The 14,019-nt window shown below is 59.3% G+C and carries 17 protein-coding genes; 7 read left to right on the plus strand and 10 right to left on the minus strand.

Annotated elements, in window-relative coordinates; genetic code table 11:
* Nucleotides 1-1,073: RNA-guided endonuclease InsQ/TnpB family protein (locus NW826_RS00990; protein ID WP_414509218.1), on the plus strand; the 1,073-nt coding region annotated here is incomplete at its 5' end.
* Between the two features lie 305 nt (nt 1,074-1,378).
* Nucleotides 1,379-2,356: a PspA/IM30 family protein gene (locus NW826_RS00995; protein WP_414335873.1), complete on the plus strand. Its 978-nt coding sequence runs from the start codon at nt 1,379-1,381 to the stop codon at nt 2,354-2,356.
* 47 nt (nt 2,357-2,403) lie between these two features.
* Here NW826_RS00995 and NW826_RS01000 read toward each other — a convergent pair whose 3' ends face one another.
* Entirely contained in the window at nt 2,404-3,159 is a 756-nt protein-coding gene (locus NW826_RS01000; protein ID WP_414509219.1) for a 5'-methylthioadenosine/adenosylhomocysteine nucleosidase, read from the minus strand.
* Nucleotides 3,160-3,188: 29 nt separating this feature from the next.
* Nucleotides 3,189-3,545 (minus strand): 2Fe-2S iron-sulfur cluster-binding protein, encoded by a 357-nt coding sequence (locus tag NW826_RS01005; RefSeq protein WP_414335870.1) that lies wholly within the window; start codon nt 3,543-3,545, stop codon nt 3,189-3,191.
* 123 nt (nt 3,546-3,668) lie between these two features.
* Here NW826_RS01005 and NW826_RS01010 point away from each other — a divergent pair, with 123 nt between their 5' ends.
* From NW826_RS01010 to nuoK, 5 genes are all read left to right on the plus strand, one after another.
* A complete protein-coding gene (locus tag NW826_RS01010) occupies nt 3,669-4,133 on the plus strand; it encodes a YbjN domain-containing protein (RefSeq protein ID WP_414509220.1) in 465 nt (154 codons plus the stop codon).
* On the plus strand, nt 4,090-4,917 hold the full coding sequence (locus tag NW826_RS01015) for a lipoyl protein ligase domain-containing protein (protein ID WP_414509221.1): 828 nt from the start codon (nt 4,090-4,092) through the stop codon (nt 4,915-4,917). The genes NW826_RS01010 and NW826_RS01015 overlap by 44 nt, the downstream gene beginning before the upstream one ends.
* A 354-nt stretch (nt 4,918-5,271) precedes the next feature.
* Nucleotides 5,272-6,603, plus strand: a complete 1,332-nt coding sequence (locus NW826_RS01020) for a TPM domain-containing protein (protein WP_414509222.1) — start codon at nt 5,272-5,274, stop codon at nt 6,601-6,603.
* A gap of 119 nt (nt 6,604-6,722) precedes the next feature.
* Nucleotides 6,723-7,331, plus strand: coding sequence for an NADH-quinone oxidoreductase subunit J (locus NW826_RS01025; protein ID WP_414334861.1), 609 nt, complete (start codon nt 6,723-6,725; stop codon nt 7,329-7,331).
* A gap of 79 nt (nt 7,332-7,410) precedes the next feature.
* Nucleotides 7,411-7,716, plus strand: coding sequence for an NADH-quinone oxidoreductase subunit NuoK (gene nuoK, locus NW826_RS01030; protein WP_414334879.1), 306 nt, complete (start codon nt 7,411-7,413; stop codon nt 7,714-7,716).
* 22 nt (nt 7,717-7,738) lie between these two features.
* Here the strand turns inward: nuoK and NW826_RS01035 are convergent, their stop codons facing one another.
* The 8 genes from NW826_RS01035 to NW826_RS01070 all read right to left on the minus strand — a co-directional run bounded on the left by NW826_RS01035 (nt 7,739) and on the right by NW826_RS01070 (nt 13,982).
* Nucleotides 7,739-8,239 carry a low molecular weight protein-tyrosine-phosphatase gene (locus tag NW826_RS01035; protein ID WP_414509223.1) on the minus strand — a complete coding sequence of 167 codons (501 nt, stop codon included), beginning with the start codon at nt 8,237-8,239 and terminating at the stop codon, nt 7,739-7,741.
* 123 nt (nt 8,240-8,362) lie between these two features.
* Complete coding sequence (aat, locus tag NW826_RS01040) at nt 8,363-8,977, minus strand: leucyl/phenylalanyl-tRNA--protein transferase (RefSeq protein WP_414509224.1); 615 nt, start codon at nt 8,975-8,977, stop codon at nt 8,363-8,365.
* A complete protein-coding gene (locus NW826_RS01045; RefSeq protein ID WP_414334864.1) occupies nt 8,946-9,398 on the minus strand; it encodes a hypothetical protein in 453 nt (150 codons plus the stop codon). Before NW826_RS01045 ends, aat begins: the two co-directional genes overlap by 32 nt.
* Before the next feature lie 140 nt (nt 9,399-9,538).
* Complete coding sequence (kaiC, locus tag NW826_RS01050; protein WP_414334865.1) at nt 9,539-11,164, minus strand: circadian clock protein KaiC; 1,626 nt, start codon at nt 11,162-11,164, stop codon at nt 9,539-9,541.
* 28 nt (nt 11,165-11,192) lie between these two features.
* Nucleotides 11,193-11,495, minus strand: coding sequence for a circadian clock protein KaiB (gene kaiB / locus NW826_RS01055; RefSeq protein WP_414334866.1), 303 nt, complete (start codon nt 11,493-11,495; stop codon nt 11,193-11,195).
* Nucleotide 11,496: 1 nt separating this feature from the next.
* Entirely contained in the window at nt 11,497-12,468 is a 972-nt protein-coding gene (locus NW826_RS01060) for a circadian clock protein KaiA (protein ID WP_414334867.1), read from the minus strand.
* 114 nt (nt 12,469-12,582) lie between these two features.
* Nucleotides 12,583-13,749 carry a glycosyltransferase family 4 protein gene (locus tag NW826_RS01065; RefSeq protein WP_414334868.1) on the minus strand — a complete coding sequence of 389 codons (1,167 nt, stop codon included), beginning with the start codon at nt 13,747-13,749 and terminating at the stop codon, nt 12,583-12,585.
* Between the two features lie 101 nt (nt 13,750-13,850).
* Nucleotides 13,851-13,982, minus strand: a complete 132-nt coding sequence (locus tag NW826_RS01070; protein ID WP_414334869.1) for a hypothetical protein — start codon at nt 13,980-13,982, stop codon at nt 13,851-13,853.
* Nucleotides 13,983-14,019 lie beyond the last annotated feature (37 nt).

Here is a 14,019-nt window from a genome sequence, read left to right on the forward strand (position 1 = left end):
AAGGGCTGAGTAAAAAGCCTAAGTTCAAGTCAATCAAGCGGTATTCTGGCTGGACATATCCCAGCAGTTCGGGGTGGAAAGTAGCCAGCAACGGTAAGCACGGTGGCGTTACCCTCAATGACCTGGGCCTCACCCTGAGGATGCGGGGCAAAGCCAAGGACTGGGGGAGGCCTACCACGCTAACTATTGTCTACAAGCCAACTTTACGGCAGTGGTATGCTTCGTTCACTGTAGAGGTAGAAGTACCTCGGCCTAAGTTTGGTTCCCAGTCAGATTTGAAGTATGAGTCCATCGTTGCCTACGATTTGGGCACCGAGACCGCCATAACCCTATATGACGGGAGTGAGTTCTATGAGGTTGCTAATCCTCGGTTTACGCAGAGGAGTGAGGAGAAAGTTCGCAAGGTTGCCAAGCTCAAACGGCGGAAGCGTGCACCCAGGAAGGGAGTGAAGGCTTCTAGGAGATGGAAGAAAATCAACCGGCTAGAGGCCAAGCTCCAAGCCAAGGTTGCCCGTCAGCGTAAAGACTGGCAACACAAGGTTACCTCAGAGATTGCGCGTCGTTATGACATCGGGGTAACCGGTCGCGTTAGCGGGACGGAGTCCTTAAAGCTCAACGTCAAGGGCATGACCCGCAGGGCCAGGGGCAAGGCTGGACTAAACAAGTCTATTTTGTCGGTGGGGTTTGGTACGCTGAACCAAATGCTGACCTACAAAATTGAGCAGAAAGGTGGTCTGGTCTTGTTTCTTCCCACGCAAACCCTTAAGCCGTCTCAGCGCTGTCCGCAGTGCGGTGCGATTCACAAGGAGTGGGCAGAGCCAAGTAACCGTTACCATGTCTGTTCTGCTTGTGGGTTTGCGATACCGCGAGACAGGGGAACGGTGATGGTTTTCTACAACGTTGCTACTAATCAGCAACCGGGGCTGGGAACCAGCCTCGTGAGTCTTGGATGCTTCAGCTCTACTTCAGAGACCCGGTACACGGGATCCACGGAGCAACTGGGGCAGAGGAAGAGACAAAAATCTCGCCGTAAAGCGGATGGGGAAACCCCACCCGCCTGCGCGGTGGGGTAGTTCATGCTAACTGGACAAAGATTGCCATCTAGGGTTGTGACGTTGCCCCAAGAGGTGAGCTAGACTCTAACCCAAATTCTCATCCTGGGAGCCGACTTTTGCAGAAGGGCAAGCTCCGCGTCAGAGAAGTTGCTTTCTCTGACGCGGGTGAGTTATTGGCTCTGGCGCCTCTTTCCGAGGAAGCAGCAGCCCATTTGCTTCTGCCAGTCTGCGAAGACGCCTCAGGCTTTTGGCGGGTTCCCGCAGCCTCCCCATTTCTTATTATTTCTTAACTTTTGTTGTTCTGCACAATAGGAGTGATCCCCATGGCCTCAAGAACTTCTCTCCTGATGACGGCGGCTGTCCTTTCGGGCACTTGGTTTGTCCTCCCTGCAGCGGCCCAATCTTCCGCGACAGCGCGAGTACGGTCGGTGGTGGATGGGGACACCTTTTGGGCAGACTTGAACGGCAGGCCCACCCGTTTTCGCCTTGCCTATGTGGATGCGCCGGAGCTGACGCAGGGACGCTGGGGGCGGCTCTCACAAGAGGCTTTGCAAAGCCTGCTGCCGCCGGGATCCCTGGTGCAGGTGGATACCCTCTACGTCACGCCGGAAGGGCTGCACATTGCCCAGGTGTACAACTCTGAGGGCTTGGTGAATTTGGAGATGTTGCGCCAGGGGCAGGCGGCGGTTTACGAGCGCTTTTTGTACGGGGCCAACCGGGAGCGCTACCTGGAAGCTCAAGAATTGGCCCAGGCGGCGCGCCGAGGTTTTTGGCAGCAACGCAATCCGGTGATGCCCTGGGAGTTTCGGGAGACAGCCGCGCAAACCTCGGCCTTTGCGGGATCCAACGTTTTGGACGGCTCCTTCCTGCGGGAAAACCCGGCAGCGGCAGCGGGCGTGGGCATTGCCACAGCAGTGGTGATGGTGGGCCTGAGCAAAGTGTTGTGGAAAAAGCCTCGCCAGAAAAACGCGAGCATCCGCCAGATGGAGCGGGATCTGAAACAACTGCGGCGCAGCCTGGCCACAACGCTGGCCAGCTGCAAACAACTGGAACGGCAGTACGATCAACTGCTGCAAAAGGCTGAGGATTGGTTTGTCAGAGCCGAGAAGGCCAGCCAACATGACCAGGACGAACTGGCGCGCCAGGCTTTGGTGCAGCGGAACCAACACATGAGTGCCGCAGAGGCGGTTCGTCGCTCCCTGGACGAGGTTGAGGCCCAGGCGACAGCTATCCGCGAGGGCATTTCCCGCTTGGAAAGCCAGATCGCGATGGCCAAGCTGGAGCGGGAGATGAACAACTGACGTGAGCGCGGCCAAGCCCAACTCCTCCTCTGCTCTGTCCAGCCGGGCTACAGCAAGGTCTGGGGCAGGCTTTGCAGAACCGTGTGGACGATTGCCGCCGAATTGAGCGCCGCCGTCTGAAAGAAGCTCAAGAAATCGGCGTCGTCTCCTGCATCGCTGACCGAGCGCACCAGCAGACAAGGGATCCCGGCTTCTTGTGCCACCCGCACCACAGCCGCCCCTTCCATCTCCACCACCAGAGCCCCGGTGCGCTCGCGGATTTGGCGGCGCAGCTCGGCGTCGGCCACGAACACATCGCCGGTGGCCACCAAGCCTTGATAAATGATGGGATCCCGACCTTGCAGAGGGTGGAGAGGGATCCGCTCCGGGTGGGCCACGATTAAGTCGTAGAGGGCACTGTCGGCCTCAGCCAGGGGGTGGCGCAGCTCGGGAATAAAGTCGATCCCCAGGACAAAGCCTTCGGGCCGTCCGGTGCCGAAATCGTGCTCGATGGCAGTGTGGGCCAGCACCACATCTCCCATCTGTAGGTGATCGGCCAAGGAGCCGGCCACGCCGGTAAAGATGATGCCCCGCAAAGGGAAGTGGGCCACCAACAGGGCTGCCGTAGTTGCCGCCCGCACCTTGCCCACCCCTCCTTGAACCGCCACCACCGGTTGTCCGGCCAGGGATCCCTGATGGAACTGCCGCCCCAGATGGGTATGGACAGAATGGATCTCCATTGCTTGGGTGAGCATGGCCACTTCTTCCGGCAGGGCTCCCACAATGCCGACAGCCTTTTGGGAGGGGTGGGATGGAGCTTCCATAGGGCTTCCCTCAGGTTTTTTTAGAATCCTTAGGTTTGAGAGGCGGGCGGGATCCGGTGTCCCCACAGGCCCGGCCATTTGGTGACTTTGAGATCTCCCAGCACCTGCACCTGACAGGCCAAGCGCAGCCCGTTGCCGCCCTGGGCCGCCGCAGTGGACGGGAGTTGGTGGGGTGGCAAAGACAGGCGGGCCCGTTCTCGCCAGCCCATGGGGGAAACAGCCCCTTCGATCTGTACGGCACAGGTGCCACAGGTGCCCAGACCGCGGCAGTTGAGGATATGAGCCGGCGGGTTGTAGAGCGGGATCCCGGCTTGCAGCAGCACCTGGCGCAGGTTGGCGCCCGCCTCACAAGTGAGGGTGCGTCCTTGAACGTCAATCTGGGGCATAGGCAACCTTCCTAACCGCGAACAGTCCTATTCTGGCCTGAGCCGGATCCGGCAGCATGGCAGGTAGGTGGGAGGGCTAGGCAGTATAGTTAAGGTGGTTAGACAGGGAGTAGGGGAAAGATCATGGCCTACAGCGAGCCGCTCATTGACCGTTCTCCAGAGGTTTTTCCGGTGTTGGAGGAACCTGTTCGCTATGTTGAGGTCGTCTCGGCGGTGGTTTCCAGCCTCAAGGAAGATGCCGCCTACGAGAACCACGAGCAGGGTCACACCTGGAAATTCACCTACGGCACTGCGGAAGTGTTCGTCCACCTGAGCGGCGAATCCCCCGAAGATACTCTGTTGGTGTGGTCTCCCGTTCTCTCTCTGCCGGTGGCGGAGCCGGCTAAGCTCATGCAGAAGCTGCTGGAGAAAAATTGGAGCGACACGCTGGAAGCCCGTTTTTGCATCTGGAATAACCAAGTAGTCCTCAACCACTACCGCACTCTCGAGGGGATCAGTGCGGGCGAGATCTCGCGGGCCGTCACCATTGTGGCCAGCCTGGCCGATGAGTACGACGAGCCGCTGCGAGCAGAGTTTCCCCCCGCTTGAGATGGGATCCCAGGGAGCTTGGCTGCCCTATCGCGTGGCTCCTGGCGGCTGGCAGATGGAACAAGATGCCTGGCTTTTGCAGCGGCTGCGCCATGCTCCCAGGCCCTGTTTGCGCTTCTACGGCTGGGATCGGCTCACCCTCTCCCTAGGGCGGCACCAGGCCTGGCCCGATTCAGCGCCAGGGATCCCAGTGGTGCGCCGGCCCACCGGCGGACGGGCGGTGTTGCACCAGGCGGCTGAAGAGGCAGCGGAGCTGACCTACAGCTTGGTGCTGCCCCTTTCTTACCTCCAACGTCGGCTGCCCCGTTTGCAGCGGGCCTGCGTGTACGACTTCTGCTGCCGCTTTTGGGTAGAGGGCCTGGCGGCGCTGGGCATTGCGGTGGATCCACGCGTTTCTGCTCACGACCGACCTGCTGGCCAGAACCGCCTAACCCCAGACCCGGGCTACCACAACAAAGTCAGTTGCTTCGCCGCCCGTACCCGCGCCGATCTGAGCTGGCAGGGCAAAAAGCTGATGGGCAACGCCCAACTGTGGCAACCCTGGGGGATCCTGCAACAGGGATCCCTCCTGTTGCGGCCCAATTTCGAGCTGTGGGAACGATACCTGCCCGGCTCTCAGGTGATTGGCGTGTACGACCTTTGCCCCACAGCGCCGGGGATCCCTGAACTGATCGAACATTTTCTCCAAATGGCCCAAGAGTGCTTTGAGGTGGAATGGCAAGAAGAAACCTGGCCGGATCCGCTTCACTGGGAGGATCCGGCGGGGATAGCTGACCCTGAGTGATAGGGAACGGCAAGATCCACTTCCCCCCTCTCCCTCTGGGAGAGGGGCTGGGGGTGAGGGTGCCTCTGGGAGAGGGGCTGGGGGTGGTCGCGTGAGCGGCGCGGAGCGCTTGGGTGCCTCTGGGAGAGGGGTTAGGGGTGAGGGGGTGTTCGTCTCATTGGTATTCGGGATAACTTTGGAAGTGGTTGCGTTCTTGACACTCCCACCGCCTAAAGGGGGGGGGGATTCTTACGCAGTCCACAAACGAGCTCGTAAAGGCGCTGTCAAGACGCCTCTAGACAGTTCCGTGTTGCAAATGCATCTCCATCCGAAGGGGCTGTGCTAAAACCAAGGCAGCGCTCAGCCAGGTGAGCCATGCCAAAAGTTTGGGCGGCAGTCTTGCTCAGTGTATCGCTGTGGATCCCGCAGCCCGCTTGGGCTATTACCCTCGAACAAGTGCCCAACCCCCGCCGCCAGTATGGAGGATGGGTTTCCGACACCGCCGATATCCTCAGCAGCAGCACTGAAAGCGAGCTAAACCGTCTCCTCACCCAGCTTGAGCAGCGTACCGGTGCCGAGATGGCAGTGGTGACGGTACCCAATACTCAGGGATATGCCACGCCGAAAGCGTTCACCACGCAGCTATTTAACTACTGGGGCATTGGCAAGGCCGGTCGCAACAACGGCGTGTTGTTTCTCATCTCGGTAGGGGATCGGCGGGTGGAAATTGAAACCGGCAGGGGTTTGGTCACCATCCTTCCCGACAGCCGCGTTCAGCAGATTATCGACCAGCAGATCCTGCCCAAGTTTCGCAATAGGGATTTCGATGGCGGCACCTTGGCGGGGGTACGGCAGTTAACCGCAGTGCTGCAGGGGCAGCCGGTTGCCGAGGTTCAGGCTTCCACCGCCCTTTCCAATGCAGCCGTTCCTCGAGCAGGTGGAACGGGATCCCTGGCTGCTGCTCAAAGCTCCCTGGAAGGGATCCTGCTGCTCTTGGGGATCATCATTCTCGGAGTGGGATGGCAGCGCTCCCGCCTGCCGGTCTATCTCAAGGCCGAGCGGGGAGGAGCGAAAGTCCTGTCGCTGACACGCCGCGAGCAGGGGACAATGGCTGCCTTCTCTTCGCTGCAGAGCGACCCCGTTCGCCTGCTTCTCTATTCTGGCTCCCTCTGCCTTGGTCTTTTCCTGTTGTCGGCCAGCGGTAACTGGCTGGTACTGGTGCTGCCCTTCCTGGCAGTTGTGACCACCGACGGCATCTTGGGCTCGAAGCGTGGGATCCCGTTTCAGCCGGTGGTGTGTCAAAGCTGCGGTCGGCCCATGCGCCCCATCCAGCCCCAAATTCTCGATGGGCAACTTCCCCCAGCGCATCGCCTGGCCAAAAGCCGGCGCAGAGCTCGCTACTACGGCTGGTTTTGCCCCGCCTGTCAGGGGATGGCCGTGGTCGTGCGCGAAAATAAATCTTATCGCCACCTTTATTGCCCTCAGTGTCAAGCTCTTACCCTTGATCTCCAAACCGAGATTATTAGGAGAAACATCTATCCCTACACCTTCAGACGAGAAACCTTGACTTGCCCTCTCTGCCAATACCGAACGGAGCGAGAAGTTGAAGTCCAAGAGCCTGATGACAGCGATTATGACACCAGAGACCGAGATAGAAACTTCGGGGGCGGCAGCAGTGACGGCGGCGGAGCAGGCGGCAGTTGGTGAGACCCAACTCTAGAGATTTCTCTATCGATTGAACAAGGGGGTTGGGCTTCTCTTAAATCCGCCAGGGCAGTACAGTGGTAAGGGAGCAACGATAGCGATTTGTTAAGGACGAAGATCCCATGACCCTTGCAGAAGGCGTGCAACTGGTTACCTTTGGGGTGCTCTCGGCGATGGCCATCGGCTTTGCCATGGGAGTGGTTTGGGCCCCTAACATCGTCTATTCCGGCTTTCTATTGGGGGGCGTTTTCCTGAGCATGGCCGGGCTGTACCTTCTCTTGAATGCCGATTTTGTGGCTGCCGCCCAAGTGTTGATCTACGTCGGCGCGGTCAATGTGTTGATCCTGTTCGCCATCATGTTGGTGAACCGGCGCTACACCTTTGCTCCTCTGAAACTGGGCTGGCTGCGCAATGGGGTGACGGCGGCGGTGTGTTTGGGGCTGTTTGCCCTCCTGACGGCAATGGCCCTGAATACCCCCTGGCAGTTGGAGCCAATCCAGCCCACGAGCAGTGCTTTGGTGATTGGCGGGCATTTCTTTAGCGATTATCTGTTGCCGTTTGAGCTGGCTTCTGTTTTGCTGCTGATGGCGTTGATCGGGGCCATTGTGCTGGCGCGTCGAGAGTTTGTCATCCCCCAAGCCCAAGAAGGGGATCTCAGCTTGCTGGAGCGGGCTCGGCCCCGGCTGGAATCGGAGTCGGAACGCCCAGCAGAGCTGGTGAGCACCCGTTAAGGCTGTCTGCTCTCGGCCATACAGCTCAAGGTCTTCCTCACACCCCTCTCATCTGTATCCACTGGAGCCTCTTGGGATGTTGCAACTGCAGTTTTTCTTGGTGGTCGCGGCAGTTCTCTTCTGCATCGGCATCTACGGCTTGATCGTCAGTCGCAACGCCATTCGGGTGTTGATGTCGATTGAGCTGATGCTCAACGCGGTGAACCTCAACTTTATGGCCTTCTCCAACTTTGTTGACTCCAGCTTGATTCGCGGCCAGGTGTTTTCGGTGTTCGTCATCACCGTGGCGGCTGCCGAGGCGGCAGTGGGCTTGGCCATTGTGTTGGGGATCTACCGCAACCGGGCCACCATCGACATGGAGAGCTTTAATCTGCTCAGGTGGTAGTTGTTTTCTTGATCGATTACGTTCAGGTGCGGCTGGGCAGCGGCGGGCATTGGATCCCGGGGATCAGGGATTCCAGTATGCCGCTGCAGGCGTCCCAGAGCAGCTCGATCACGTAGTGAAACCCAGCCTCGCCCCCGTAGTAGGGATCCGGAACTTCTTCATCGGTGTGGGAACGACAGTAGCTACAGATTAAGCGCACCTTGTCGGCATATCTTCTCTGGGGATCGAGGCTGAGGATATCGCGATAATTTTGCCGATCCATAGCCAGGATCAGGTCGAACTCCCGCAGATCCAAAGGATGAATTTGCCGGGCTTGGCCGTGCAGCTCCAGTCCATAGCGCTGGGCAACTTGTTGCATGCGGCGATCTGGGGGACTGCCGATGTGATAGGCGGCTGTACCTGCCGAATCGCAGATAATGGCTTCTGCGTGGCCGCTGCTCTGCAGCAAGTAGTTGGTGATCCCTTCGGCAGCAGGAGAACGGCAGATGTTGCCCAGACACACAAACAGCAGCTTTTGGCTCATGGCAATCTCAACGGCAGTAAAAAGCTCTTCTTAACCCTACAACAATGTCCATCTGGTGGTTCTTTAGAATGGGGCCGATCCCACTTTCTACCGGGAGCCGCTGCAGTGTTTGGAATTCCAGGTTCAATCAAACCGACAAGGGATCTCCAGGCACTGCTGCAACAGCTTCAGGTAGTCTTGGCCATCCATGAGAAAGGCGCCAAAACGGGCTAGGTGCGGGTTCATCAACTGAGCGTCGAACAGGCGAAATTCCCGCTCCCGCAGGTGTTCCACCAGCTTCACCAGGGCCACCTTCGAGCCGTTGGGCCTGCGGTAGAACATGGACTCGCCGATGAACGCTGCCCCCAGGGCAATGCCCAGGATCCCGCCTGCTATGGTGTCTCCCTGCCAGGTTTCAAAGCTATGGGCAAAGCCGGCCCGGCGCAGAGCTGCGTAGATCTGCTTCAGCTCACGGCTGATCCAGGTGTGGGTACGAGCGGCACAGCCTTCTACCACCTGCTCAAAAGCGTCGTTGATCCGCACCTGGAAACGACCGCTGCGCACCAAAGGCCGCAACGAACGGGGGCAGTGGAATCGCTCGTCGAGCGGGATCACGGCGTGCCGGTCGGTGCCGTACCAAGCTAGGGATCCCGTCTCTTCGTCGGCCATCAGGAAGTAGCCTTGGGCGTATCCGGCCAGAATGGCGTCCAGGTTCACTTGTGCCCCCTCAAGATTGCCATTGGGGCGAGAGACTGGCAAAATCTCCCGCATTGACTTTGGGGTGACAATCCACGCAGCCACTGACCCGCACAGGGGTGGGAAACTCCACTTGCAGGTGCAAGGCGCGGAAATAGCGAGAATCGGCCAGGCGGTAGGGCACCTGTTCTCCTTGTCGCAGAGGGCGGGAGTTGGGCCGCAAATAACCCCAGGCCAGTTGCAAAGCCACGCCGCTCAGGGGCTGGATCTGCTGGCCATAGTGGCTGGGATCCTGTAGCAGCCGTCGCCAGGTTTCGGTGGGCAACACTTGGGCGGGCAACGCCACGTGGCAACTGCCACAACTGCGCACATATTGAGCCTGCTCCAGTTGGGCTTGAGTTAGGCCCTGCTGTGCCTGTGCCCCCAGCTTCTGTGCCGATCCCGCCAGCAGGGATCCCACAAACCCGGCCAGGATGGCCACCATGGCCCAGATCCCAAATCGAAGTCGCCGGCGCCGTCTTTGTGAAGGAGCCATACTCTCACAGCCACTGCCTATGCTTTCCACTCTATGTCCTTTCCGGTAGCGAAATCAGGAGTGAAAACGGCGCCTCTGGCAGTGGCCACTCAAAACCCTTCTTCCTCGAGGGCCTGGACGTTTTGCACAATCCGGGAAAGCTCGTTTTTCTCGTCCACATTGATGCGGGTCGGGGAGCCGCTGATGATGCGCTCGTAGCCCCGGAAGGAATCGCGGATTTGGATGCCTGCATTGGAGATCAGGTACTCGCGGATCCCTTTGTCGTGCCAGGATCCCCGCATTTTGAAGACATTGAGCGCGCGGGCCATCTCGCCGCGGATCTCCACATATTGCAGCAGGATGATCGTGTCGGTGATGGTGGAGATGTGGGACTCGGTGATGGAATGGGATCCCATGAATTGGTCGGTGGTGTTGGTGAAAAAGCCGGTGATCTCCTCTTGCTTGGCCAGGCCGGTTACCCCAATAACAAACTGGCGGAAGGCATTTTGGCTCACCCCCCGCGCCAGCGCCGACAGCGAGTCGATGGCCATGCGAGAGGGCTTGAAGGCCATCATCTCCGTTTTGATCTTCTGCAGGTGATCTTCCAGGCCAGCCGACTCCGGATAGGCGCAGATGATCTTAAGGAGGCCCTGCCGCTCGAACTCTTCCAGCTCAATGCCCCAGGAGGAGGCGTTGCGGGAAAGCTGCGCCCGCGATTCTTCATAGGCGAAGAGAATGCAGCGTTCCCCATCCAGACAACCCCGCTCTAGGAATTTGCTCACCAGCGAGGTTTTGCCCGTGCCGGTGGCGCCGGTGGCCAAAATAATCGAGTCTTTGAAGAAGCCACCGCCGCACATCTCGTCCAGCTTCTCGATACCCGAAGAAACGCGCACATTGGAGGAGCGCTGCGTCAGTTGCATGGCCCCCAGCGGGAAGATGTTGATCCCGTCGTTGGTGATGGTGAAGGGATATTCCCCCTTCATGTGGGTGGTGCCCCGCAGCTTCAAGATCTCGATGGTGCGCCGCCGCTTCTCGCCTTCCAGAATGTTGCGCAGGATCACCACGTTGTCGGAGACGAATTCTTCCACGCCGTAGCGAGCGATGGGGCCGTACTCGTCGGTGCGCTCGGTGGTCATGACGGTGGTGACATTGGCCTGCTTGAGGCGGGCCGTCAGGCGGAACAGCTCTCGCCGCACCACGCCGGCAGGGTCGTATTGCTGAAAGATGGCCGTCACCGAGTCGATGGAGACCCGCTTGGCTTTGTATTTGCGGATGGCGTACTGGATGCGCTCGATAAGGGCCGACAAGTCGAAATTGCCGCTCACCTCGTAGCCTTCGGGATCGGGGGAGGCATCCAGGATGAACAGTTGGCCCCTGTCGATGAGAGCCTGCAGATCCCAGCCAAAGCTGGAGGCATTGCGAATGATATCGGCGGGGGTTTCCTCAAAGGTGACAAAGATCCCCGGCTCTTGATACTTCACGATGCCGTTGTAAAGGAATTGAATGGCAAACAGAGTTTTGCCGGTACCAGAAGTGCCGCTGACCAAGGTGGTGCGTCCCAGGGGCAGCCCACCGTGGCTGATGTCTTCAAAGCCCTCGATGCCCGTCTGTTTTTTCGGGATCCCACGCAGCTCCGATAGACTCGCTGGGTGGTTGTCTGTGGTTGGTTCGGTGGAGTCCTCTGCGGCGTTATCCTGTGGCTTTTCTGGCTCAGAAGGCCCCAATGATTGGTTCATCCCATTCTCCTTGCCCTCGTGGCCTGTCTCAAGTCTCTTCGTCCAGTTCTTCGTAGAGCAGATCCAGGCCGATGAGCACTTTCTCGCGGTTGGACAGATCGCCAATAATCTTCCGCACCGGTGGCGGCAGGATTTTGGCCAAGGTCGGCGTTGCCAAGATCTTATCTTCCTCTGCCAGTTGCGGGTTTTTCAAGACATCGATCACCTTCAGACTGTACACGCCGCGGAATTCCTTTTCTAAGATGTCTTGCAAGGTGCTGAGGGCACGCAGAGAACTGGGGGTGTTGCCCGCCACGTAGAGCTTGAGGACATAGGCTTTGCGAGTGGACATATCAGGGATCCCTTGGGGCAGGTTTGGGAATGGAGCGGCGGTACATTTCGCTCAGGTGGGCCATCACATCGATCAGGGTGAGGCGGTAGTCTAGCAGGATCTCTTCGCTGCGGCCTTCCAGTTTCAGTTGTTTGGCAAAGTCCTCCATCAAGTTCATGTGCAGCTCCAGCAGTTGAGCAGCGCCGATGTCGGCAAAGAAGGCAAGGGCCACCAGCTCGTCGATGCGGGCATTGGCGGTCTCAGGAGACTGAAAGTATTCCAGGACAATGGTTTGGTACAGGCCGCGCAGCCGCTGCATCAAGGCTCGCTGCTCGTGGGGTGGGAGGCGCCGATAAAACAGCTCTGGGTCACGATGATAGTACACTCCGGCATAGCCCAGCCGTTCCCGCAGTTTCTCCGCCAGCCGTCGCTGTTGTTGGTTGCTGTAAGCCAGGTAGGGCTGATCGCTGGGATGCACTGGGCCCTGCGGGAGACCGCAGGTGGGAGACATCTGTAGAAACAAGGCGATGGCCCGATCCACCAGCAGCTCTAAGACGGAAGGGGATCCGGAACAGTCGGCCCGCGCCTGTCCCTTCAGCTCTTGCGGCGAAATGGGACGAACAAGGGTGGCATTGTGGTAAAAAAATTGCTCCCGCTTGAGCAATGCCTTTACCCGAGAGGAGTGTTCTTCGGTCTCCAGATGGGATTCTTCCAGCACAATGGCCAACACAGTCGGCAGCAGAAGCCCCCAGGCGCAGAGCTGATTACCCAGATCGTGCAACTCCTGCAGCCGACCGGGATCCACCAGAAGCACCAAGCAATCGACATGGCCGTCTTGTTTTCTGAGGGCTTCTAGAAAGGCCGCTTGATCCTGAAAACACTCGACGACGAAACGCTGCGGGGGTAGCCAGTCCTCGCAAGCCAGAGGTTCCTCTGCTGGCGGCTCCCAATCCAGCAACAGGCTGATGCGCAGGGGGTGGGGGTCAGGCAACAAGACAAGGGCTGAAGACGCATTCCTATCTTAAATCTGGCCGGGATCCCCGCTCACCTGCCAGAGTTGGGCCAAAGGAGCAATCCTCTGATCCGCTCCACTGAGTGTGCAATCTGTTCAGACGCTGCCTGCGCTCTTGCCGGATCCCGCTTGTGCTCTTCGGCCAGAGTCCTCATCGGCGATGACGGTGCGGTAGTACTCCTCCAACTGTTGTGTGGCCGCCGACCAACTCCAGCGCTCAGCCTCTTGCCGGGCCTGCTGCCGGAAGAGCTGCCGCTGCCCGGTGCCCTCTAAGAGCTGCCGCGTGGCCTGGACAAAGTCGCTGTCGGAGTCCGGATCGAACAGAAAGCCGTTGCGGCCGCTGTCCACCACATCGGTAATGCCGCCGCAGCGGGGGGCGATTACCGGACAACCGGCAGCCATGGCCTCCAACAAGACCAAGCCCAACGTCTCGGTGCGGGAGGGGAACACGAACAGATCCGCGGACGCAAAGGCCGCCGCTAGGTCTTGCCCCTGTAAATAGCCTGTAAACACCACGTCGTAGCCGGCAAAATGTTGCTCCAGGGATCCCCGCTCCGGCCCATCGCCCACGATAGCCAGGCGCGCCTGCGGGATCTGCTCCAGCAACACCCGGATCCGCCCCACCTCTTTTTCCGCCGAGAGCCGACCTACGTAGAGCAACAGCGGCCGCTCCGGCTGCCCTGCCGTAAGGCGGGCCCGCATCTCTGGGTCGGCAGCCTGCGGGTGAAACAGCTCCGTATCCACTCCCCGCTGCCACAGTTGCACCCGCTCGATGCCGTGGGCGCTCAGCTCCTGCATCATCGCCGTCGAGGTGCAGAGGTTGACCCGCGCCAAATTGTGCCCCAGCTTGAGGAGGTTCCACAAAACTCCCTCCAGAAAGCCCAGCCCGTAGTGCTTCAGATACTTCGGCAGATGGGTGTGGTAGGAGGCCACCAGCGGGATCCCCATCGCTTGGCTGTAGTAGAGGCCCCCCAACCCCAAAACCGCCGGGTTGACCACGTGGATCACATCCGGTCGGAAGCGGTTGAGCACCCTGCCGATGGCGGGGCCGGGAGCAGCCAGCTTCAACTCCGGGTACAAAGGCAAGGGGAAGCCTGGGATCCCGTAAACCCGCGCCCGGGCAAACCGCCTGGGCGCCCCCTGAGGCGCGACGATAAGCACCGAGTTGCCGCGGGCCGTCAGATGGCGCACCGTGTGGCAAAGCCGCGTAACGATGCCATCCACCTTGGGCAGAAACGTTTCCGTAAACAGGGCTATGCGCATCGGGATCCCAAGCCTAGTGAAAAGGCTCTGCAGATTCTCTTAGGATGAGTGTTGCACAAAACGGCAACGCAATGACGGCTTGGGATCGCAGCAGCACAACTTTATTGCAGCAGCTGATCTTGCAGCGGAGCAGAATGAGTTGGCTCTTGGTTCTGGCCGAGGGTATCGGCCGCCGTTTTGCTGATCAACAGCAGCGTAGCCGCCAGAGCCAGTCCAATAACGTCTCGCCACATAATCCGCTCCCACACTCCTCATGCCCCCTACTGTAGC

The sequence above is a fragment of the Synechococcus sp. OH20 genome (assembly GCF_047502685.1).
In the GTDB taxonomy this organism is placed as follows: Bacteria; Cyanobacteriota; Cyanobacteriia; order Thermostichales; family Thermostichaceae; genus Thermostichus.

Excerpts from the sequence above, each read along its gene's own strand:
- NW826_RS01070 (WP_414334869.1), bottom strand. The coding sequence starts at position 13,982 with ATGTGGCGAGACGTTATTGGACTGGCTCTGGCGGCTACGCTGCTGTTG.
- NW826_RS01025 (WP_414334861.1), top strand. The coding sequence starts at position 6,723 with ATGACCCTTGCAGAAGGCGTGCAACTGGTTACCTTTGGGGTGCTCTCG.
- NW826_RS01045 (WP_414334864.1), bottom strand. The coding sequence starts at position 9,398 with ATGGTGGCCATCCTGGCCGGGTTTGTGGGATCCCTGCTGGCGGGATCG.
- kaiC (WP_414334865.1), bottom strand. The coding sequence starts at position 11,164 with ATGAACCAATCATTGGGGCCTTCTGAGCCAGAAAAGCCACAGGATAAC.
- NW826_RS01015 (WP_414509221.1), top strand. The coding sequence starts at position 4,090 with ATGAGTACGACGAGCCGCTGCGAGCAGAGTTTCCCCCCGCTTGAGATG.
- NW826_RS01000 (WP_414509219.1), bottom strand. The coding sequence starts at position 3,159 with ATGGAAGCTCCATCCCACCCCTCCCAAAAGGCTGTCGGCATTGTGGGA.
- kaiB (WP_414334866.1), bottom strand. The coding sequence starts at position 11,495 with ATGTCCACTCGCAAAGCCTATGTCCTCAAGCTCTACGTGGCGGGCAAC.
- NW826_RS01035 (WP_414509223.1), bottom strand. The coding sequence starts at position 8,239 with ATGAGCCAAAAGCTGCTGTTTGTGTGTCTGGGCAACATCTGCCGTTCT.
- NW826_RS00995 (WP_414335873.1), top strand. The coding sequence starts at position 1,379 with ATGGCCTCAAGAACTTCTCTCCTGATGACGGCGGCTGTCCTTTCGGGC.
- NW826_RS01005 (WP_414335870.1), bottom strand. The coding sequence starts at position 3,545 with ATGCCCCAGATTGACGTTCAAGGACGCACCCTCACTTGTGAGGCGGGC.
- NW826_RS01010 (WP_414509220.1), top strand. The coding sequence starts at position 3,669 with ATGGCCTACAGCGAGCCGCTCATTGACCGTTCTCCAGAGGTTTTTCCG.
- NW826_RS01065 (WP_414334868.1), bottom strand. The coding sequence starts at position 13,749 with ATGCGCATAGCCCTGTTTACGGAAACGTTTCTGCCCAAGGTGGATGGC.
- NW826_RS01020 (WP_414509222.1), top strand. The coding sequence starts at position 5,272 with ATGCCAAAAGTTTGGGCGGCAGTCTTGCTCAGTGTATCGCTGTGGATC.